This window comes from Flavobacterium lacustre, from assembly GCF_027474525.2.
Taxonomy (GTDB): domain Bacteria; phylum Bacteroidota; class Bacteroidia; order Flavobacteriales; family Flavobacteriaceae; genus Flavobacterium; species Flavobacterium lacustre.
Map to the genome: position 1 here is coordinate 431,511 of NZ_CP114882.2, position 21,425 is coordinate 452,935.

18 protein-coding genes are annotated in these 21,425 nt (G+C 31.8%); 8 read left to right on the forward strand and 10 right to left on the reverse strand.

What is annotated here, in order from left to right:
- Window positions 1-203: 203 nt before the first annotated feature.
- Entirely contained in the window at window positions 204-3,776 is a 3,573-nt protein-coding gene (locus O6P34_RS02085) for a PAS domain S-box protein (RefSeq protein WP_269685678.1), read from the forward strand.
- Window positions 3,776-4,138 (forward strand): response regulator transcription factor, encoded by a 363-nt coding sequence (locus O6P34_RS02090; RefSeq protein WP_269685679.1) that lies wholly within the window; start codon window positions 3,776-3,778, stop codon window positions 4,136-4,138. Before O6P34_RS02085 ends, O6P34_RS02090 begins: the two co-directional genes overlap by 1 nt.
- 566 nt (window positions 4,139-4,704) lie before the next feature.
- Here O6P34_RS02090 and O6P34_RS02095 read toward each other — a convergent pair.
- Both O6P34_RS02095 and O6P34_RS02100 read right to left on the reverse strand, forming a co-directional pair.
- Complete coding sequence (locus O6P34_RS02095) at window positions 4,705-4,944, reverse strand: hypothetical protein (protein WP_269685680.1); 240 nt, start codon at window positions 4,942-4,944, stop codon at window positions 4,705-4,707.
- A 215-nt stretch (window positions 4,945-5,159) separates the two neighbouring features.
- A complete protein-coding gene (locus O6P34_RS02100; protein ID WP_269685681.1) occupies window positions 5,160-5,927 on the reverse strand; it encodes a response regulator transcription factor in 768 nt (255 codons plus the stop codon).
- A 235-nt stretch (window positions 5,928-6,162) separates the two neighbouring features.
- Between O6P34_RS02100 and O6P34_RS02105 the strand changes: the two genes are divergently transcribed.
- Window positions 6,163-8,172 (forward strand): sensor histidine kinase, encoded by a 2,010-nt coding sequence (locus tag O6P34_RS02105; protein WP_269685682.1) that lies wholly within the window; start codon window positions 6,163-6,165, stop codon window positions 8,170-8,172.
- Window positions 8,159-9,235, forward strand: coding sequence for a hybrid sensor histidine kinase/response regulator (locus O6P34_RS02110; RefSeq protein WP_269685683.1), 1,077 nt, complete (start codon window positions 8,159-8,161; stop codon window positions 9,233-9,235). Before O6P34_RS02105 ends, O6P34_RS02110 begins: the two co-directional genes overlap by 14 nt.
- Window positions 9,236-9,290: 55 nt before the next feature.
- Here O6P34_RS02110 and O6P34_RS02115 read toward each other — a convergent pair whose 3' ends face one another.
- The 5 genes from O6P34_RS02115 to rlmN all read right to left on the reverse strand — a co-directional run bounded on the left by O6P34_RS02115 (window position 9,291) and on the right by rlmN (window position 13,932).
- A complete protein-coding gene (locus O6P34_RS02115; protein WP_269685684.1) occupies window positions 9,291-10,331 on the reverse strand; it encodes a hypothetical protein in 1,041 nt (346 codons plus the stop codon).
- 32 nt (window positions 10,332-10,363) lie between these two features.
- On the reverse strand, window positions 10,364-11,041 hold the full coding sequence (locus O6P34_RS02120; protein WP_269685685.1) for a hypothetical protein: 678 nt from the start codon (window positions 11,039-11,041) through the stop codon (window positions 10,364-10,366).
- Between the two features lie 65 nt (window positions 11,042-11,106).
- On the reverse strand, window positions 11,107-11,679 hold the full coding sequence (locus tag O6P34_RS02125) for an RNA polymerase sigma factor (RefSeq protein ID WP_269685686.1): 573 nt from the start codon (window positions 11,677-11,679) through the stop codon (window positions 11,107-11,109).
- Window positions 11,680-11,827: 148 nt separating this feature from the next.
- Window positions 11,828-12,805, reverse strand: a complete 978-nt coding sequence (locus O6P34_RS02130) for a polyprenyl synthetase family protein (protein ID WP_269685687.1) — start codon at window positions 12,803-12,805, stop codon at window positions 11,828-11,830.
- Between the two features lie 83 nt (window positions 12,806-12,888).
- Window positions 12,889-13,932, reverse strand: a complete 1,044-nt coding sequence (gene rlmN / locus O6P34_RS02135; RefSeq protein WP_269685688.1) for a dual-specificity RNA methyltransferase RlmN — start codon at window positions 13,930-13,932, stop codon at window positions 12,889-12,891.
- A gap of 533 nt (window positions 13,933-14,465) precedes the next feature.
- Here rlmN and O6P34_RS02140 point away from each other — a divergent pair.
- The 4 genes from O6P34_RS02140 (at window position 14,466) to O6P34_RS02155 (ending at window position 17,842) form a co-directional block, all read left to right on the forward strand.
- The gene (locus tag O6P34_RS02140; RefSeq protein WP_269685689.1) at window positions 14,466-15,032 is read left to right on the forward strand and encodes a YceI family protein; all 567 of its coding nucleotides are present in this window, start codon (window positions 14,466-14,468) and stop codon (window positions 15,030-15,032) included.
- Window positions 15,033-15,044: 12 nt separating this feature from the next.
- On the forward strand, window positions 15,045-16,451 hold the full coding sequence (locus O6P34_RS02145; protein WP_269685690.1) for a hypothetical protein: 1,407 nt from the start codon (window positions 15,045-15,047) through the stop codon (window positions 16,449-16,451).
- Window positions 16,452-16,506: 55 nt separating this feature from the next.
- The gene (locus O6P34_RS02150) at window positions 16,507-17,007 is read left to right on the forward strand and encodes a hypothetical protein (protein WP_269685691.1); all 501 of its coding nucleotides are present in this window, start codon (window positions 16,507-16,509) and stop codon (window positions 17,005-17,007) included.
- A 193-nt stretch (window positions 17,008-17,200) separates the two neighbouring features.
- Complete coding sequence (locus O6P34_RS02155; protein WP_269685692.1) at window positions 17,201-17,842, forward strand: O-methyltransferase; 642 nt, start codon at window positions 17,201-17,203, stop codon at window positions 17,840-17,842.
- Between the two features lie 219 nt (window positions 17,843-18,061).
- Here the strand turns inward: O6P34_RS02155 and O6P34_RS02160 are convergent, their stop codons facing one another.
- The 3 genes from O6P34_RS02160 to O6P34_RS02170 form a co-directional block, all read right to left on the reverse strand.
- Window positions 18,062-18,625, reverse strand: coding sequence for a phosphatase PAP2 family protein (locus tag O6P34_RS02160; RefSeq protein WP_269685693.1), 564 nt, complete (start codon window positions 18,623-18,625; stop codon window positions 18,062-18,064).
- Window positions 18,625-19,026, reverse strand: a complete 402-nt coding sequence (locus O6P34_RS02165) for a Sec-independent protein translocase subunit TatA/TatB (RefSeq protein ID WP_269685694.1) — start codon at window positions 19,024-19,026, stop codon at window positions 18,625-18,627. Before O6P34_RS02165 ends, O6P34_RS02160 begins: the two co-directional genes overlap by 1 nt.
- Before the next feature lie 111 nt (window positions 19,027-19,137).
- Complete coding sequence (locus O6P34_RS02170; RefSeq protein WP_269685695.1) at window positions 19,138-21,381, reverse strand: M1 family metallopeptidase; 2,244 nt, start codon at window positions 21,379-21,381, stop codon at window positions 19,138-19,140.
- Between the last annotated feature and the right edge of the window lie 44 nt (window positions 21,382-21,425).

Below are 21,425 nucleotides of genomic sequence, written 5' to 3' on the forward strand. Positions count from 1 at the left end.
AAATAATTTAGCACTAATAAAATGAGTGAAAAACATCTTTAATTGTTACTTTTTTTACTTTAAAACCAGTGTAAAAAACAGAATTAAAATCTTAATTTTTAGATTCTTTTATTTTTAAAAAAATAAGTGTTATTTTGCGATGAAAACAAACCCCCAAAAAATTCAAATTATCATAAAAAAAAACCAATTCTACATAAAAGACTATGTCATTAATACAAAATAAAAATAAAAAATTATTTGACACTTTAAGTTTTCAACAGGAGTTCAATTCTATTTTATTATTTATATCGGAACTATGCGAGGTTCCGTATGCATTTGTATCTTTAAATGACACTCATGTACAAAATATTGTAGCCAAAATAGGTTTTGATTTTTTGACTATTCCAAAAGAGATTTTATTATTTAATGAACCCATCATTAAGAATAATGAAGTTTCAATCGTTCCGGACATTAATCTGGATAAAAGATATAGCCCACAACTTAAAAATAGCTCCTCTTTTTCATTCACTTCATTTGCAGGTTTTCCTTTGCGCATTGACGATTCTTTTGTTTCAGGAACACTTTGCATAATGGATACAAAAGCTAAAGAGCTTTCCAACGTACAATTAAAAACATTGGAATATGCTGTACAACAAATTCAATCTTTGCTGAAGTTACGTCAACAAAATAAAGAATTACAGGCTGTAGTAAAACAACAGGAAAATCAATTTCAATTGATTGTTGATAATTCAAAGGAAATTATTTACGAAATAAATTCAGACGGAATAATTACCTATGCTTCTAAGAACTGGACTCTTTTACTTGGACATGAACTTAATGAAGTTATCGGGAAAAGAAATCTGACTTTTATTCATCCTGAAGACGTAGAAAAATGTGTTACTTTTTTGAATGCCATAACTAAGACGGGCACCACTTTTGACGATCTGACTTATAGAATATTGCATAAAGACGGACATTATGTTTGGCATGCATCCAGCTTAAAATTATTAGAAAAAGACGGTGAACGCATTTTTGTTGGCAACTGTCGAGATATTACTGAGTATACCAAATCAAAACATAAACTTTTAGTCCAGAAAGAATTCTATGAAACTATACTCTACAGACTACCGACCGATGTAGCTGTATTTGACAGTAATTATAAATACACTTATTTAAACCCGGCAGCTATAAAAAATGATGAACTACGACAGTTTATTATAGGTAAAGACGATTTTGAATATGCAAAACATACTAAAAGAGACGATACATTTGCAAAAAGTCGCCGAGCAAAGTTTGATGAAGCTCTAGCAAGCAAAGAACTTATAGAATGGGAAGATTCTATCTTGCACCATAACGGGCAAACAACTTATCATACTCGAAAATTTAATCCTGTTTTTCGTGAAGATGGTAAACTTGAAATGATGATTGGTTTTGGAGTTGATATAACCGAAAGTAAAAAAATTCAAGAAGAAATACTTAAAAACAGACAACTTACCAATAGTATTATTCAAAATGTTGCAGTTGGGATTTTAGTTCAAGGTCCTCAATCCGAAATTCTTGAAAATAATAAAGCCGCATGTGAAATGTTAGGTCTTACGGAAGACCAATTACTTGGGAAAACTTCTTTTGATGAACATTGGAAAGTTATTAATCTGGACGGAACTCCTTTCAAATCAGAAGACCATCCCGTACCGCAGGCAATCCAAAAATTAAAACCAATTAACAACGTAATTATGGGGGTTCACCGCCCTACACATAATGATTTAGTTTGGCTTTTGGTCGATGCAATTCCTGTATTTGGAGATGCTGGCGAATTACTTTATGTTATTTGTTCTTTCAATGATATTACAGCACAAAAACATGCAGAAGACAAATTAAAAATAAGTAATGAACGGTTTAGCTATTCTAGCGAAGCTACATCTGATGCGATTTGGGATTGGAATATGATTACTGACAAAATATATGTAGGAGCTAGTTATTCTGTACTTTTTGGACACCAATTTAAAGACAATATAATAACAGCATTAGAATGCGAAAATTTTGTTCACCCGGAAGACAGAGCATCCTACTTTGAAAAAATTGAAAAAGCAATTGAAAGTACAGCTTACAAATGGACAGATGAATACCGTTACCTTAAATCTGATGGTAGCTATGCTTATGTAAATGACAAAGCAATAATTATACGAAATGAAGAAGGCAAAGCTATTCGTATGATTGGAGCCATGCAAGACATTACTTTAGAAAAAAAACTTAAGGATCAACTACAGCAAAGTGAAGAGCAATTTAAAGGCGCTTTTGACTATTCTGCCGTAGGAATGGCGCTGGTCGACATCAACGGAAACTATATTGAAGTCAATGATCGACTTTGTAAAATGTTTGGATATTCCAATGAAGAAATGAAATCACTTAGCTTTCAAGAAATTACATTTCCTGATGATTTAAATGAAGATTTAATTGCTAAAGAAAAATTAGACACAGGTAAGATTTCTAATTTTAGTTCCGAAAAAAGGTTCATCCATAAAAACAACTCTATTGTTTGGGCACACATGTCTATTTCCTTAGCAAAAAACATCAAAAACGAGATTAAACATTATATCGTCCAGATAATAGATATTACTAAAAGGAAAAAAATAGAACAAGAAAACAGACTATTAATAGAAGAAAACAATCGCAACAAGAATATACAACTGAATGAAGCCAAGAATATGTACCGCCTTTTGGCAGAAAACACAGTAGATTTAGTTTGCCTTCATAATTTAGACACTAGTTTTCAATATGTTTCTCCTTCAATAAAAAAACTTTTAGGATATACTCCTGAGGAATTAATCGGGGAATCGCCTTTAGATTATGTACATCCCGAAGACTTAGAGCGAGTTAAGATAGGTTTACTTGATTTTATTTCTGAAAAAGAAGATGTTTCTGTAGAAGCCCGATTTATAAATAAAAAACAAGAATATATTTGGTTAGAAATTAAAGCAAACTTAGTTAAAGAAGATGGAGTTATAGTAAGTTTTCAATCTAGTACCAGAGATATTTCACAACAAAAAGAAGTGAAAGAAGCGATGGCTAAAGCATTGAATCAAGAACGGGAACTAAACGATTTGCGAACAAATCTAGTTTCTACAATATCTCATGAGTTCAGAACGCCTATGACAACAATTAGAACAAGCGCTGAATTAATCAATATGTATATTGAAGGACATCATTTTGAAAATACCCCACGTTTGCAAAAACGAATCAATACTATTACAGAAGAAATAGACCGAATTGTTGAGTTAATGAATGCTGTACTGACAATTTCTAAGGACGATTCCGGAAAAACAAATTTTAATCCAGTGCAATTTGATTTAAAGCAACTTTGCCTGGATGTAATTGAAACCAGTTATTCTAATCAAACTGACAACCGAAAAGTAAAAACCACTTTTGAAGGAACTGTCTTTACCTTTTTTGGAGATAAAAACCTTATGGAATACTCGCTCTTTAATTTATTAAATAATGCATTCAAATACTCAGAGGGTTCCAGTGGCGATATCATTTTAACACTTTCTGCTGCGCCATCAGAAATTACGATTCAAATCATAGATTTTGGTATTGGTATTCCAGAAAAAGATTTACCTAATCTTTTTAACACTTTTTATAGAGCCAGTAATACTGATGGAATTCAAGGTACTGGTTTAGGCCTTTATATAGTTAAAACATTTACAGAAAAAAATTCAGGGAACATTAAGGTAGAAAGCCAATTGGGACAAAGTACTAAAGTAACATTACGATTCCCATTACAAAAACAACAACAATAATGAAGAAATTATTAATCATAGACGATGAAACGAAATTGAGAGAAACCATTGCTGAGTTGTTCTCTTTTACTGGCTATAACGTTATTGAAGCACAAGATGGAATGGAAGGTTTAGAGAAAGTTAAACAGCACAATCCAAGCTTAATAATATGCGATTTAATGATGCCAAAATTAGATGGTTACGGCTTTCTGAAAAAACATAAAAAGTCGACTCACGCCGGAATTCCTGTTCTTTTACTTACTGCCAAAATAGAACCAGCCGATGAATTAATGGGAATTAGTTTAGGCGCAAAAGGATATGTCAGAAAACCTTTTACCTTCAAAGAATTAAAGAATATAGTTGAAGAACATTTGACTTTTTAGATCCGCTCATATTCATAGAAAATTTAATTATTCCCCAAATTCTTAACAGAATTTTAATCCATAAAATAACTTATCTCGGAAGAAAAATTCTTTTTTTTTACTGTAAAAAGTGTGATTGTTTTGAAATGTGTGTTGTGTTTTTTTTGAAATTATATTCTTTAAAGTACAAGAATATCTTAAAAAAAATATCCTACCAAAGCAGCTTGCATTAACTAAATGATAATAAAACTATTGCCCCCAAAAATTTTATTTACAAGCTGCTTGGTAAGAAAAGATCCCAAATCTTATTAAGACAAAAGTATTGCTTGATTTTTAATTTTGTTAAGTTTTTACCAATAACTAAAAAAAAATTACTCATAATTTATTATAAATTAAATTTATCCTTTTAATGTAAGTTATCAATAATAAAAAAGAACTTTAAGAGCCTTTAAAAAAGTAAGAATGATTTCAAAAAAGTGAGTTAAAATACCTTGTTTGAAGAAAAATAATTTAAAATAAGGACGGGTATTTGAGCATAAACTTCAACTTAAATTACTTCAATGTAGAATAATCTGTAAATAGAAAACCTATTTATCTATGTTTTTTATTATTTTCATCAATACAATATCAACTTCAGATTTATTATCAACAACTGCTTTTTTTTCAGTCTCAATTGATACTTTTTCTAATTGATAAAACAAAACACTACTAAATAAGAAAACTAATATTAAAAATGGCAAAACAATAAAGCTGCTGTTTGATTTTTGTCCAAAATCCATAACATCATCTAATTTATCCCATGTGTCTTCAGAAGGCCTAATTGTCATTTTCTCTTTTTTTAATAATTTTACAATCTGTTTTTATCGGACTTCATACTTTGGCAACAAGAGAAACAACTGTTTAATCACCAAGTATTTATTATCTAATAAGTATTGTAAAATTATCCTATAAATCAAATTTAATTTGAATTTTGATTCATGGTTTAAAAAAGAAAATTGTTAATTGAAATTTAGATAAGAAAAAAACCTTAAAGTGCAGAAAATTATTTATCTACACATATAGATTTTACGTAATCACTAGGAGAAACATTAAGGTAGGATTTAAAACTTATAGAGAAATAAGACAAGGAACGAAATCCAGTTTCATCTGACAAAAATTGGATGTTTTTTTCGCCTAGATTAATTAGTTTTATAGCATAATCTATCTTAAACTCTCTAATATATTGACTGATATTTTTATTGGCATGCTTTCTTATTCTTTTATCCAAAGTTGATTTGCTGATATAAAGTTGATTTGCCAAATCATTAATATCAATTTTTGATTTTAAATTCTTAGCTAAAAGTTCATTTAAAGAAGTCATGAAATCTTTTTCAGATAATTTTATAGTAACTTTTGAAAAAGGATCAGGCTTAAATTTTTTTTCTATACTTTTTCTAAAATTTAACACATTGTTAATTTTAAAAATCAATTCCTTCACCCTAAAAGGCTTCATGATATAATCATTCACTCCATTTTCGAGCTGTTTAAACTTTACCTCATCGTCAATATTTGCAGTAATTATAACAAAAGGAATGGTATTAAATCTACTGTTTTTTCTGATGTTTAAGAACAATTCTTCTCCATCCATATGCGGCATCATCAAGTCACTGATGACAATATCCGGAATATGTTTATTTAAATAAAAAAGGGCTTCAACACCATCTTTGAACCAATTCACATTAAAGTCACTTAGCACTAAAAGCTCTGATATTGAACTTCCTAAAGCCAAATCATCCTCAATTAATACTATCTCCCTTTTTTTACTTTTCATTTAACTAAGATACTATTTATATTTTAATTTATAGTTTTTATTTTTTAAATATTACGTATTTAGTTTCAACTAAAATTTAAAAAAAATACCTTTATTGATTAAATTTGTTAACCAAGAAAAATCTTCAAAGCGACGGTTGTTTTTTTATCGCTACTTATTTTAAAAAAAACGTGACATAAAGTTTTTCACAATAGATTTAATTTAAAAAAAATATAATTCTGATAACAACACATAAATGAAAAATCTCTTATTGAGTATTTCAAAAGCCAATAACCATCTTCTAAAAGAGAGTAGTATTGACAACGCACTTAATTCTTGTATTACTGATATTGGTATCGGACAAGACATTGACAGATGCTACATTTTTAAAAATGAAATTGATGATGAAGTTCTAAAACTGTATTACAAGTATGAATGGTGTAATACTGATATTGAACCTTACCTTGGCAGTCCGGATTTAAACGGAATACCTTATGATACTTTTCCTGGACTTTATATTACGCTTTCAAAAGACGAACCTTTACATGGCCTAGTAAAAGACAGCGATAATCAAATTTTTAAAGAAGTGATGGAAATGCAAGGCATCAAATCCTATTTATTTACGCCAATATTTTCGAATAATAAATTTTGGGGTTGGATTGGTTATGATGATTGTACAACAGAGCGAATCTGGAAGGATGATGAAGTATATGCTTTACACACTGTGGCCAGAAATATTGGAATTCGACTGAATCAAGAAAAAACAATTTCAAAATTAGAATCTGCTTTAGAAAAGTTTGACTTCTACATGAAAGGATCAAACCAAGCCATGTGGGAATTAGATTTGAAAACCGATAAAACGGTATATTCCTATAATTATGCAGGAATGTTAGGATATACATTACATGAAATCCAAAAGATACCAAATTTCTGGCAGAATAACGTATATCCAAAAGATTTAGAACTAGTTAAAAATCAAATTGAAAGTTATATTTCAGGGAAAACAAAAGAATACGAGGGAATCACTCGGATTAAGCATAAAAATGGACATTATGTTTGGATAAAATACGCCGGTTTACTTTCTAGAAATGAAGACGGAATTCCTCTAAAAATTACGGGTTCACATATCGATATTTCAGAAATTAAAGAAAAGGAATTACAATTAGAAATTTCTGAGGAAAAATACCGATTTATTGCCGAAAACACTTCGGATTTAATTTGCCAACATGCACCGGATATGACCTATCTGTATGTTTCTTCTTCTTCCGAAGAAATTTTAGGCTATAAACCCGAAGAATTATTACACAGAAACCCAATAGAGTTTATTCATCCGGATGATTTACAATTGATTACTGCTCATCATGAGAAACTGATTAAACAGTTAGAAAAACCCGTAATAACGTTTCGATATAAGAAAAAAGACGGCAGTTATATCTGGCTGGAAGCTCAAGTCAAACTTATTTTTGATATTGAAAATAAAATAATTGGAATTCAATCCTCAAACAGGGATGTGAGTGATCGAATCAAAGCTACCGAAGATATAAAACATGCCCTTTTGAAAGAAAGAGAACTCAACGAATTGAAATCTAAATTTGTATCTATGGCTTCTCACCAATTCAGGACTCCATTGACCGTGATTTATTCGAATGCTGAATTGATAGAGATGAAAGTTCAAAAAATGGAGAAAAAATTCGTTGCGAACATAAATACGATTTGCCAAAGAATGAGAAGCGAAGTCGATCGCATGACGGAATTAATGAATAATATTCTCGTTTTCGGAAAATATGAATTGAAAGAAACTAAAAAAGACATAAAACCAATCGATTTTATTGATTTTACAGAAAAACTGATTGAAACCTATTTCGATAATGAAGCTGATGGACGCAAAATCAAACTTCAAGTAATAGGTGAAAAAAGAATCCTTTTTACCGATGAAACTTTAATGCTTCACATCACAACAAATTTGATTGGTAATGCGTTTAAGTATTCGGAAAACAGACCTGAGCCACAAATTACAATTCGTTATTTAGAAGACGAAATCAATATAGAAATTTTAGATTACGGTATTGGAATTCCTGAGAAAGACATTCAAAACTTATTTACCTCTTTTTTTAGGGCAAAAAACACGAGCACAATAAAAGGCTCCGGATTAGGTTTAGCTATTGTAAAACAATTTACGGAATTCCTAAATGGTAAAATCGCATTAAAAAGCGAAGAAAATCTGGGTACAACAATTACTTTAAATTTTCCTTATGACCAAAAATAAAATACTTGTCGTTGATGACGAACAAAATATTAGTGAAGTAATCACAGAATTTCTTACTAATGAAAATTACGAGGTAAGAACCGCTTCAAATGGCTACGAAGCATTAAAAGTATTAGACAATTGGATTCCTGATTTAATTGTCAGCGATATCATGATGCCTGTTATGGATGGAAATCAATTTCATGAAACAGTAAGAGACAATAAAACCTTATGTTTTATTCCTTTTATTTTTTTAACAGCAAAAAAAGAATACAATATTGAGCGAAGATCCTTGCTTAGCGGGGCGGATGATTTCCTGTCGAAACCTTTTAAATTAAAGACATTAAAAAGAATTATTGATGTTCGAATTGAAAACTTCAATAGAATAAAAAATAATTACAATGTTTTTGACGTAAGTAAAAACCCAACTATTTTACACGAAATCAACACGCCACTTTACAGCATATTAGAATACATCAATCTTTTGATAGAAAACGGAGAAAATTTTAAAAAAGAAGAAACCCAATCCTTTTATGAAGCTATAAAAAAATCCGGGGACCGTCTAAACCGTACTTTGAAAAACTTAATTCTTTTTCAAAAATTAAAAAATAATGTACTTGATTTCTCCGATCAAACGGGATCAAATCCACTTGAAACGTTCTTAAAAGTAAAGCAAGAGATTTGTAAAACAAATGAAGTTGATGAAACCAGCATTAATTTTAGCATTGATGAATGCAATCTTCAAATAAGCGCAGAAAATTTAGAAATTATTTTTATAGAGTTGCTTGACAATGGACTAAAATTCTCCTTAGAAGATCAAACAATAGAGGTTTCCGGTAAGCAATTTAATGAATCTTATTATGAACTTGTAATACAAGATTTCGGGATGGGTTTCTCTCAAGATGAATTACGGAAAATCGATGCTACAACACAATTTAACCGTGATAAAAACGAACAACAAGGTTTGGGTTTAGGACTTTATATTGTAAAAGCTATCGTAAAAAAAACAGGTGGTACGTTCAGTATCGTATCAAAAGAAGGAGAAGGAACAACTATCAAATTATTTTTCCCGATACAAAATTAAAAGAAAGCGCTTTTCCCAAAGCGCTTTCTTAATAAAAAATCATGTAACTATAGCTTTAATTCAAGTCAAAACGCAAGCCTAAAGAAACATTATTTTGCTTTACTGCATTATCTTTAAACAAAGGATTTAAATCATATTTTAAGTATAAACTAGTCTCTTTATAACCAATATAAGTACTCAAACCATAGATAAAATTACTGGTATTGAAATCTCCTTTTAGTTTTTCCCTGGATTTAAAATCACCCTCTTCAAATATTGTAATTTGTTTAGATTTTAAATTGATTCCGGCATAACCTCCTATTCCAAAACGAACACTTTGATGGGTTTTAAAAAATGATTTTTCCTCATTTTGCGTCTTTCCAGAAAAATCAAATTCTAAATGAACCGGCGCCACCAAATACACATTTCTAAATCGAGAATCTTTTATTTCACGTGCATTAACTTCAAGATTTGTTTGATTTCCATTGACTACAAAACTTCTGTTATCTGTAGGACGGAGATTATTATACATAACCGAAAATCCGTATTTTGCATGTAATAAATTGTTGTTTTTGGCTATTCTGGAATTATAAGTAACTCCCCATTCATAGAAATGAGAACCCAGAAATCTAAAATCAGAATCCTCAACTTTACCAGCTGTAACCAGATTATTTAACCCTGCAGCAAAAACAAATTGTGAAGTCGTTCTTTTCTCTTCTTTCTCGACTGTTTTCTCACCATCAATTACTTTATGACCCCATAAAAATAATGAATATCGTTTAGTAGAATCTTGCTCTTTTATTTTTCCGTCTACTTGTTCCTGAACTAAATTTTTCAAAAGTTCTTGCTCATTTGCTACTCTGGATTCAATATTGATAGCTCTGGCTTGGGCCAAAGTATTCTTTTTAATCTCCGCCTGTTGTTCCGAAATAGTTCCGTTTTCTAATTGAGCATTCACGGAGGCAACTTCTGCTTTTAAAGCTGCTTTTTCCTCTTTTGTTATGGTTTCAATTTTCAAAGCGATGTTTTTTGCACGCTTTTCAAAAGTGTCCTGCCCGATCATTTTACTTGCCAAAAGACAAAATAAAGCTGCTAAATAAATGGTAAAATTTTTCATAATGATTTGATTTTAAATTTGATTGATGATTTTTATTCTTGATTTCTGTTAGCCAAAGCCACTTTTACAGTTTGATAATTTCGGTTAACGCTGCCTATTACTTTTTCTCTAAAGGAAAGATCTAATTCCCCATCTACCTGCAAAAGCAATTTAGAAGCGTTTACTGAAATCCTTTTCTCATTTGAATCACTTGCTTTAGAAGATCGTTCAACAGCCGCTAAAAGCGCATCGATTGAAGGTTCGTTGAGAATTGGTGTGATTGATTTTTGTTCTGTTTTTTGATTGATGATTGATGAAATTTTCTCTTGATTCTGATTAATACTATTTTCGGGCGACTTATTTTTTTCTGTTGCAACTGCGGTTCTTTTATTTTCTAAAGCAAGTCTGTCTTTTTCAACAACCATATTTGCAATATCATTTCTTACATTGCTTTTATTCGTTGAATCCAAAAGTGTTTTCGAAATCCCGTTCTCGATTACAACTTCATTTTTGTCAATTGAAATTGGATTTTCTTTTTGATTAAAAAATACTATTCCAACGAATAAAAACCCAACAATACTTGCCGCAACATACCAAAAAGTGTAGTTGCGTTTTGGCTTTTCAGCAACGGCCAGCATAGCTTCCAATCGATCCCAGGCGGCTCCCGAAGGATTGATTTCCCTATGGCTGAGTTTTTCTCTAAATTGACTTTCAAGTTTATTCGGTTCCATTGTAATGCGTATTATTTGTTGTTATTTTGGAAAATTTGAATCGGTACACAAACATTTTTGATACATTAATCAACATTTGTTTTATACCCCATTTCATTCCTTTTCAACTTATGTATTTGTTGTTGCAACATTTTTCTGGCGTGAGACAATTGCGATTTTGATGTTCCTTCAGTTATCCCCAATTGACTGGCGATTTCGTGATGTTTGTACCCTTCGATAGCATATAAATTAAAAACCATTTTATATCCATCCGGCAAACTGTCGATCAAAAACTGAATATCCTCAACAGAAAATTGACTTTCGATACTGTTGAAACTTTCCTCAAAGTATATTTCGTCATCAATAAACTTAACTTTTTTTTGAACTCTGATATAAGAAATGCATTCATTCACCATAATCCGCCTAATCCAACCTTCGAAACTTCCTTTGTGCTGAAAATTTTTCAGGTTAGTAAAAACTTTCATAAAAGAAGTGATCATTACATCTTCTGCTTGGTGAATGTCATTTATATACCGGCGACAAACGCTTAACATTTTTGGAGAAAACTGAGTGTAAATTTGCTGTTGTGCAAACCGATTGTTTTCGATTGCTAACTGAATAGTTTCATTTTCCTCTTGATGTAAATTGATTACTTTCAAAATCTTTTATAAAGTGTTTCTATTAGCAAGACGACAAACGATGCAAAAAGGTTGCATGAGAATTTTATATTTTTTCTAATTTTAAAGAAAAAAGGAAAGAAAACGAGTAAATTCAAGAGATAAGGGAAGAAAATAAATTGAAAAAAAATTACTTTTTTCTTTCAATTACATAATTCACCATCAAAATCAAGGCTTCTTTAAAGACAGAATCCGGATAATTTTCTAAAAGTAAAAGCGCTTCTTGCTGAAACTGAACCATTTTATTTTCGGCATAAATCAATCCTTCTTGCTGTTTTACAAAAGCAATAACTTCTTTTACGCGTTTCTTATCTTTATTATGGTTTTTGATGGAATTAATGAGCCAGGTTTTCTCTTTTGAACTACAATTATTCAAAACATGAATCAGCGGCAAAGTCATTTTTTGCTCTTTAATATCAATTCCTGTGGGTTTACCAATGGCTTCTTCGGTATAATCAAATAAATCATCTTTTATTTGAAAAGCCATCCCAATAAGTTCACCGAATTTTCGCATGTTCTCTACTTGAACTTCATCTTCAATAACAGATTTTGCGCCAAGAGCACAACAAGCAGCTATAAGAGTTGCTGTTTTCTTTCGAATAATTTCATAATAAACATCTTCTGTGATGTCGAGTCTTCGGGCTTTTTCTATTTGAAGTAATTCGCCTTCACTCATTTCACGTACAGCGACAGAAATAATTCGAAGTAAATCGAAATCACCATTATCAATAGAAAGTAATAATCCTTTAGACAATAAATAATCCCCGACAAGTACCGCAATTTTATTTTTCCAAAGTGCATTAATGGAGAAAAAACCTCTTCTGCGATTGCTATCATCAACTACATCATCATGAACTAATGTTGCAGTATGAATCAGTTCGATAACACAAGCTCCACGATAGGTTCTTTCGTTTACGATTCCTGCTGAAACCATTTTTGCCGTCAGAAAAACAAACATAGGACGCATTTGTTTTCCTTTTCTATTGACAATATAATAGGTAATACGATTTAAAAGCGCCACTTGTGAAGTCATGGATTCGTAGAACTTTTTTTCAAAAAGTTCCATCTCATCAAAAATGGGTTGCTTTATTTGGGAAGTAATATTCATTTAGTTTTCAAATATACGCTATTACCATACAATCTTACAAACCCTGATACAATTTTGAATTTAATTTTTGTAAAAGGATTATTCTACGCTTCTTTATTGGCTAATTGACCGCAAGCTGCATCAATATCTTTTCCGCGGCTTCTGCGTACTTTCACTACAATTCCGTTTGCTTCTAATGCTTTTATGTATGCATTTATAGATTCCTCGGAAGCTTGTTGAAATTCCCCGTCATCAATTGGGTTGTATTCTATCAAATTGACTTTACAAGGCACATATTTGCAAAATTTAACTAATGCGTCTACAGAAGCTTTATTGTCATTGATGTCTTTCCAAACCACATATTCATAGGAAATTTTGCTTTTTGTTTTTCGATACCAATATTCTAATGATTCCCGCAAATCTGCCAAAGGGAAATTTTCACTAAAAGGCATGATTCGGGAACGAATTTCATCGATTGCGGAATGTAAGGAAACTGCTAATTTAAATTTCACATCATCATCTGCGAGTTTCTTAATCATTTTAGGAACTCCCGATGTAGAAACCATAATTCGTTTTGGCGACATTCCTAAACCTTCTGGTGACGTAATCATTTCTATCGCTTTCAAGACATTGTTATAGTTCATAAGCGGCTCGCCCATGCCCATAAAAACAATATTGGACAACGGATGATTGTAATACAAACGACTCTCCTTGTCGATGGCAATTACTTGGTCATAAATTTCAGCCGGTTCTAGATTTCGCATTCTCTTTAATCGTGCTGTTGCACAAAAATTACAATCTAAACTGCATCCCACCTGACTTGAAACGCAAGCAGTTGTTCTGGTTTCTGTAGGTATCAAAACAGATTCTACAACCAAACCATCATGCAAACGAACAGCATTTTTTACAGTTCCGTCACTACTGCGCTGCATTGTATCTACTTTAATATGATTGATAACAAAGTTATTTTCGAGCATTGTACGCGTAGCTTTGGCCACATTTGTCATGTCGTCAAAACTATGTGCTCCTTTGCTCCACAACCATTCATAAACTTGATTTCCACGAAAAGCCTGATCGCCATTCGCAACAAAAAAAGCTCTTAATTGATCTTTTGATAAAGCTCTTATATCTTTTTTATCGATTTGCATGGTGCAAATTTAATGACTTTTTGTTGTTGTTTTTATTGTTGGTATCATAATAATATGAAATAATAAATTCAAATTAGAATTATGAAGCTACTCTTAGAAACATTTAAACGATACCTTTTTATCAATTACAAATTAGAAATCCATATCAACGTATTAAAATTCTTGTTATCTTTATTAACAAGAAATACGAGTATTTTTATTTTTTTAATGAACTTGACGCTTTAATGTATAATAATAGTGCCCTTTACTCAATTATCAAGGCTTTTTAAAAAAACTCATCAAAAGAACACTTTTTTACTTTCAAAATACACCATAATAAAGTAAAAACATTTCCAAAAGAAACTTCAGCTTTCGAAATCGATATAGAATTAATTAAAAAATTAATAAAATTTTAACTATGATTTTTATCATATAATATTCTCTCCAATAAAGATAATTTTGTCTCAAATTAATACATGAAAAAGTATTAAGTAAAAATTTGGATTGCAAACCACAAATTATTTTAAACTTAATTAATAGTAAAAAATACCACAATGAAATCAACAACAATTAAATCGTTCTTTTTGACAATAGTATTCTTCGGAATGTTATTTTCTGCTCAAGCTCAAAAAAGTTTTTCCGTAGATGCTAAATCAAATTTTTCAGTATTTGGAACATCTACATTACATGACTGGGAAATGAAATCCGGTTCTGGATCTGGAACAGCAAACTTCACCGTTACCGATTCTAAGTTAACAGACATTAATGCATTGACTGTTTCCATTTTGACAGAAAGCATAAAAAGCGGTAAAAATGCAATGGATAAAATTGCATACGAAACGTTGAAAAGCAGTAAAAATAAAACTATTAAATATGTTTTAAAATCAGCTGATAAAGTAAACGAAACTACATGGAACTTAACAGGAACTTATACGATTGCCGGAGTTAGCAAAGAATTGAAAACACAGGTAAAAGTTGCAGTAATTAACGGAATCGTAACGCTTCAAGGCGCAAACAAAATCACGTTTGAAGAGTTTGGAATGAAATCTCCAACTGCTATGTTTGGCGCTATCAAAACAGGACAAGACTTAACAATAAAATTCAATATTAATTTCAAATAAAAACAACTAGCCATGAAAAGAATTTATCTTTTAGTTACTGCTTTATTAAGCTTAACTGCAGCAACTGCTCAAAAAAGTTTTGGGCAAATACAGAACCAAATTTCACGTGATCAAAGTGGACTTAACCAGTTTGACGTAAAAAAAGACAGTGTAGAATTTAAAGGACTTAGTGTAGATTTAGGAGCCTCTTTTGCCTTACAATTTCAAGCTATAAATTCATTTAATGATCAGGCAAATTTACCTGTAGCAATCACTGGTTACCGATTAAATAATTTGACTAATAATTTGAATTTGCCTACAGCAAACATGACTATTGGAGCACAATTATTTGATGGTGTTCGTGTAAATTTAGATTTATATCTTGCAGCAAGACACCATAATGAAACTTGGGTAAAAGGTGGATACTTGCAAATTGACAAGTTAGACTTCATTGAAAAAGATTTCTTGGCTGGTTTCATGAAATATGCTACTATCAAAATCGGACAAATGGAGAACAACTATGGTGATGCTCACTTTAGAAGATCAGACAATGGTAGTGCTTTATTAAATCCTTTTATTGAAAGCAACATCATGGATTCATTCTCTACAGAACCAGGAATTGAAGTATACTATAACAGAAGTGGATTAGTAAGTATGATAGGAGTTACAAACTCAAAATTGAACCAAAATGTTGGTGAAATTATTCCTGCAGCTGCAACTTTAGCTGCTCCAAATCCAAATACAACTATTAGCCCTACATTTTTAGCTAAATTAGGATTTGATAAACAAATCGATAAAGATTTAAGAGTAAGACTTACAGGATCTTTATACCACTGTGCTAATATTAGTGGTAACATTTACTCTTCTGACAGAGCAGGTAGCCGTTATTACTATGTAATGTCTCATGCAGCTTTTACTAACACTGCCTTAATTAGTTCATCTAATGCAACTGGTGCAGTAACAAACAACATGACTACTGACCTAGCCGCTAACCCTACTACTGGTAGATTTAACCCAGCATTCGGAAACTGGTCTACTAACATTATGGTAAATCCATTTGTAAAATACAAAGGTCTTGAATTCTTTGGTACTATAGAATTTGCTTCTGGAGGAGATAAAAAAGGTGTTGATACAAAACGTACAGTTGACCAATATACTGGAGATGTAGTATACAGATTTGGTAACAATGAGAAATTCTACATTGGTGCAAGATACGGTACAGTTTCTGGAAAATTAGCAAACGCTGACGCAAAAGCAATAACTATAAACAGATTAGAATCAAGCTTAGGTTGGTTTATGACAAAAAACATTGTAGCTAAATTAGCTTATGTAAACCAAGATTATAAAGACTTTGCTCAATTTGACTCAAAAGGAACTCCAAACGATTTTTATGGTGGAAACTTTGAAGGTCTAATGTTTGAAGCTGCTATTTCATTCTAATACAATGAAAAATCGAATTACGATTGGATTGTTGGGTTTAGTACTGTTCCTAATTTTGGGAAGTGCTAAACCCACTTTTTTTAATAGCGAATCTGTATTAATTATTCATAAAATAAAAATTGATATAAGCGGTGGCTCTACTGTGGGAGACTATAATTGCTCCAACACATTCTATAAAAGAGACACTATTATTTTAAACTTAAAAGAAAAGAACAAAATCAATGCAGAAATACCCGTTATAAATTTTGATTGCGGAAATAAACTAATGACTAAAGATTTACAAAAAACCGTAAAATCAAAAATATTTCCCAATAGCTACGTCAGTATTACTGACATCAAGCCTTATAATAAAAATTACAAATGCAATCTTACTTTTTTGATAACAAATAAAGTTTTAAAGTATAAAGATTTTATATTGTACAAAACAGATAATAAGATTCAAGGAACAATAAATTTAAACTTTTCTGATATTGATCTTCATCCTCCAGTAAAAATGGCGGGACTTATAAAAGTTAAAGATCAAATAGTTGTCGATTTTAGTCTGTATAAAAACTAAAATCGACAATTTTTTTACAATAGATTTATTCAATTACTATTTGTCTATATAACAACGAGGAGGATTAAAGCAAAAGTCTTTGAAAATTAAATCCCAGTATTACCTCTTTTTACAGACAAAAAATTACCCCAAAAACTTCTTTTATTCCCATCTTTTGATTTGTAACTTTGTTGCCAATTGAAAAAACTCGTTTATGCATTTCATTTCCCAAGATTTAGAGGATTATATTGAGCAACATTCTGAAAAAGAACCAGAATTGTTAGCCGCTTTAAATAAAGAAACGTATCAAAAAATCTTATTGCCCAGAATGCTTAGCGGCCATTTTCAAGGACGTGTTTTGAGCATGCTTGCCAAACTGATTCGTCCGGTGAATATTCTCGAAATTGGGACTTATACAGGCTATTCTGCGTTGTGTTTGTGTGAAGGAATGCAGGAAAATGGACAATTACATACGATTGATATCAAGGAGGAACTAGTTGATTTTCAGCGAAAACATTTTGACAAATCGCCTTGGGGAAAACAAATCGTGCAACATTTAGGCGAAGCCACTGCAATTATTCCAAATTTAGATCTGAAATTTGATTTGGTTTTTATTGATGCTGATAAAGAAAACTACCTGAATTATTTTGAGTTAATTGTTCCAAAAATGAATAAAGGCGGTATTATTTTATCGGATAATGTGCTGTGGAGCGGTAAGGTTTTAGAGCCTTTACAGAAAAAAGACATCAGTACAAAAATATTATTGGAATACAATCTTTTATTAAAAAATGACCCCAGAGTTGAAACGGTTTTATTACCAATTCGGGATGGATTGACGGTGAGCAGAGTGATTTAAGAAATCAGATTGCTTGTTTTAGGGTTTAGGGTTTCGGATTATAAAATATTCTTTAGGAAACAGATGTACTAGCCCAGATGGAAATGGAAATCCTTATTGTTGAAAATGAATTTTTTCTTGACCTGAAAGAGCGACCGGAGGAAGCTCCTTTAAGGGCTTAGAAAAAACCATTTTTCAGGAATAAGATTGTAATGTACAGCTGGATTATGCTCTAAATAACTATTTTGGGAAGTACTTTTTTTGTAGTATTTGATATCCTTTGAACATCAATGAACCTAATATTAGTCCGCAAATATACCCGCTTATAATGTCTAACGGATAATGCAATCCCAGATATATCCTGCTGTAAGCGAAGATTAAAGGCCAAAGAAACAGGAATCCTAAATACTTGAAATATTGTTTTAAATTCAGGTACAAAAATGTTGCAACGGCCATGGTATTAGCGGCATGCCCCGAGAAAAAACTAAAGGAATCTCTGGATTGAACAATTCGTATAAAAGACTTTATTTCGAGATTATTGCAAGGGCGCAATCTTTGAAAAGTGTGTTTGAACAAGTTGGTCGTTTGGTCTGTAATCGTTACCAATGCGGCTACAAACAACAGTAAAAACAAGGTTTGTTTTGCGCCTAATTTTTTATAAATCAAGTACAATAGAAGTAGAAAAAATGGAGTCCAATTCGCTTGTTTAGTAATAAAAAGCCAGAAACCATCATAGGTTTCTGAGCCCAGACTGTTCAAGTAAATAAATAATCGGGTGTCGAGAGACAGGATTTTTTCCAACATTACATTTGGCGTTTTATAGGACCTATGCTATCTTCTATTTCTTCTTTTGCTTTCTCAACCTGAGTGGTAGTATCTCCTAACAGATTGTCTTTTGCTTTGTCGATTTCTGAAGTAAAGGTATTTGATATAGAAGTGAAATTTGAAGTATCTCCTAATAAATTATCTTTTGCTTTGTTGATTTCTGATGTGATGTTACCCGTTAAATCCGTCAATGCTCTTTGGTCAAATCCATTAGCCTCAGCTCCTTTTTGAATTTCACTTTTGATATCATTTGTAGCGTTTTTTAACTGTGCCATTGCTTTTCCCATGGTACGTGCAATTTCTGGAACTTTATCTGATCCAAAAAGCATTAGTACTATAAACATGATAAAAATTAATTCTCCTCCTCCTATGCCAAACATATTTTCTATTTTTTTCTGAGTGACAAAGATATCAAATTTTAAATCCTTGTATTTTAATTTTTTCTTAAAAAAATAAAGACTCAAAATGAGTCTTTATTTTAATGTTTTAAATTAATCAAATTTAGATTTTACTTCTTCTTTGGGCCAAGTATTATTGGTCACATCAATATCGGCAGTTTCGAGTTTTGGATCAATTTGTATTTTTTTGATTGCTTTTTCGGTGGCGTACACTTTTTTGGCAGTTTCGTTGCTTTTTCTCCAAATCTGCGCCGGATATTTGAAACTTTCTTTAGTATCATCCTCGTAAGTGATTTCAACTAAAATAGGCATCAGCATTCCTCCCGGTTTATTGAAAGCTACTTCATAGAAATATTTTGGCGTTTTTAAACCTGCTTTTTCAGTAGCCGAAAGATTTTGATTTACATAATCTGAAAGTAATTTCACGTCTTCAATTTTCAACGGTTTCTTTTGTGCTGCAGATAATTCTTGACTTTTATCTGAAATCAAATAAACAAACGGTCCTTTATCTTGACCAAAACGTCCTTTTCTTACTTTAGTATCTTTGAGTTCTGCCGTTGGAGTTTCGGAAACAAAATATTGTTTTACTTCTTCAATTCCGATGTCAACAAAATCTGTTGAATAGAACCAACCTCTAAAAAACCAATCTAAATCAACTGCCGAAGCATCTTCCATAGTTCTAAAGAAGTCTTCTGGAGTAGGGTGTTTGAATTTCCATCTGTTAGCATAAACCTTAAAAGCATGATCAAATAATTCTCTTCCCATGATAGTTTCTCTCAAGATATTTAGTCCTGTTGCCGGTTTCCCATAGGCATTATTTCCAAATTGAATTATCCCTTCAGAATTAGACATAATCGGTTCTAAGAACTTTTGGTCACCGCTCATATAAGGAACAATGTTTTTTGCAGGTCCACGTCTTGACGGAAAATTAGTTCCCAACTCTTGTTCGGCCATAAATTCCATAAAAGAATTCAATCCTTCATCCATCCAAGTCCATTGACGCTCATCTGAATTTACAATCATTGGAAAAAAGTTATGCCCTACTTCATGGACAACAACTCCTATCATTCCGTTTTTAATTTGCTCACTGGTTACTCCATTTTCATCCGGACGCCCAAAATTCCAGCAAATCATCGGATATTCCATTCCTTGGTCTTCTGCTGAAACCGACACTGCTTTTGGATACGGATAATCAAACGTGTGAGAAGAATAACTTTTAAGCGTGTGCGCTACAGTTCTAGTTGAAGTTTCGCCCCAAAGTGGGTTTGCTTCTTTTGGATATAATGAAGTAGCCATGACCACTTTATCTGTCAATTGAACGGCCATTGCATCAAAAATAAATTTTCTTGAAGTTGCAATACCAAAATCTCTCACGTTTTTAGCGCTGTATTTCCATGTTTTTTTCTTTTCAGAAAATCCTTTTTCACTAGCTTCTGCCTCTGCCTGAGTTACAATTACAACCGGTTTGTCAAATGATTTTTGTGCCAGTTCGTATCTTTTAACCTGCGCTGGTGTAAACACTTCGCTTCTGTTCATTAATTCTCCCGTAGCTTCCATAACATGATCTGCAGGAACGGTAATATTTACATCATAATTCCCAAAAGGCAAAGCAAATTCTCCTCCACCCCAAAACTGCATATTCTGCCAACCTTCAACATCATTATAAACAGCCATTCTAGGAAAAAACTGTGCGATTACATATAACTTATTTCCTTCTTTTTCAAATAATTCGTAGCCGGAACGACCTCCATCTTGTCTGTAATTATTAATATTATACCACCATTTAACCGAAAACGAATATTTTTCACCCGGTTTCAATGGCATCGGTAAATTGATGCGCATCATGGTTTGATTAATGGTGTATGACAACGGATTCCCCTTTACATCTTTTACATATTGTATATTAAACCCACGGTCTAAACCTTGTGTTAAATACTCTTTTGCAAACTTGTCAGCAGGCAATACCTGTTCAATTTTTTCACTTTCTGCTAATGGGGATTGCGAATTCTTAGCCGCCTGATTCTGGTCTAATTGTACCCATAAATACTCTAAACTGTCCGGTGAATTATTAGAATAAGTCACTGTTTCTGAACCGCTTAATTTTGAATTCTTATCGTCTAATTCAATGTCAATTTTATAATCGGCTTGTTGCTGATAATAGGCTGGACCTGGTGCTCCGGATGCAGTACGAAACATATTTGGCGTTGCTAATAAATCATACATCTGACTGAATTTATTAGTGTCGTACTTTCCTTGTTGTTTCGGTAAAGTTGGAGTCGTTTTTTCTTGAGCCAATAAAGCTGCTGGAAAAATAAAGAGGAGGAAGATTTTTTTCATAAAATATAAGCGAGGGTTTTTACGGCGTGAAAATACGTATTTTT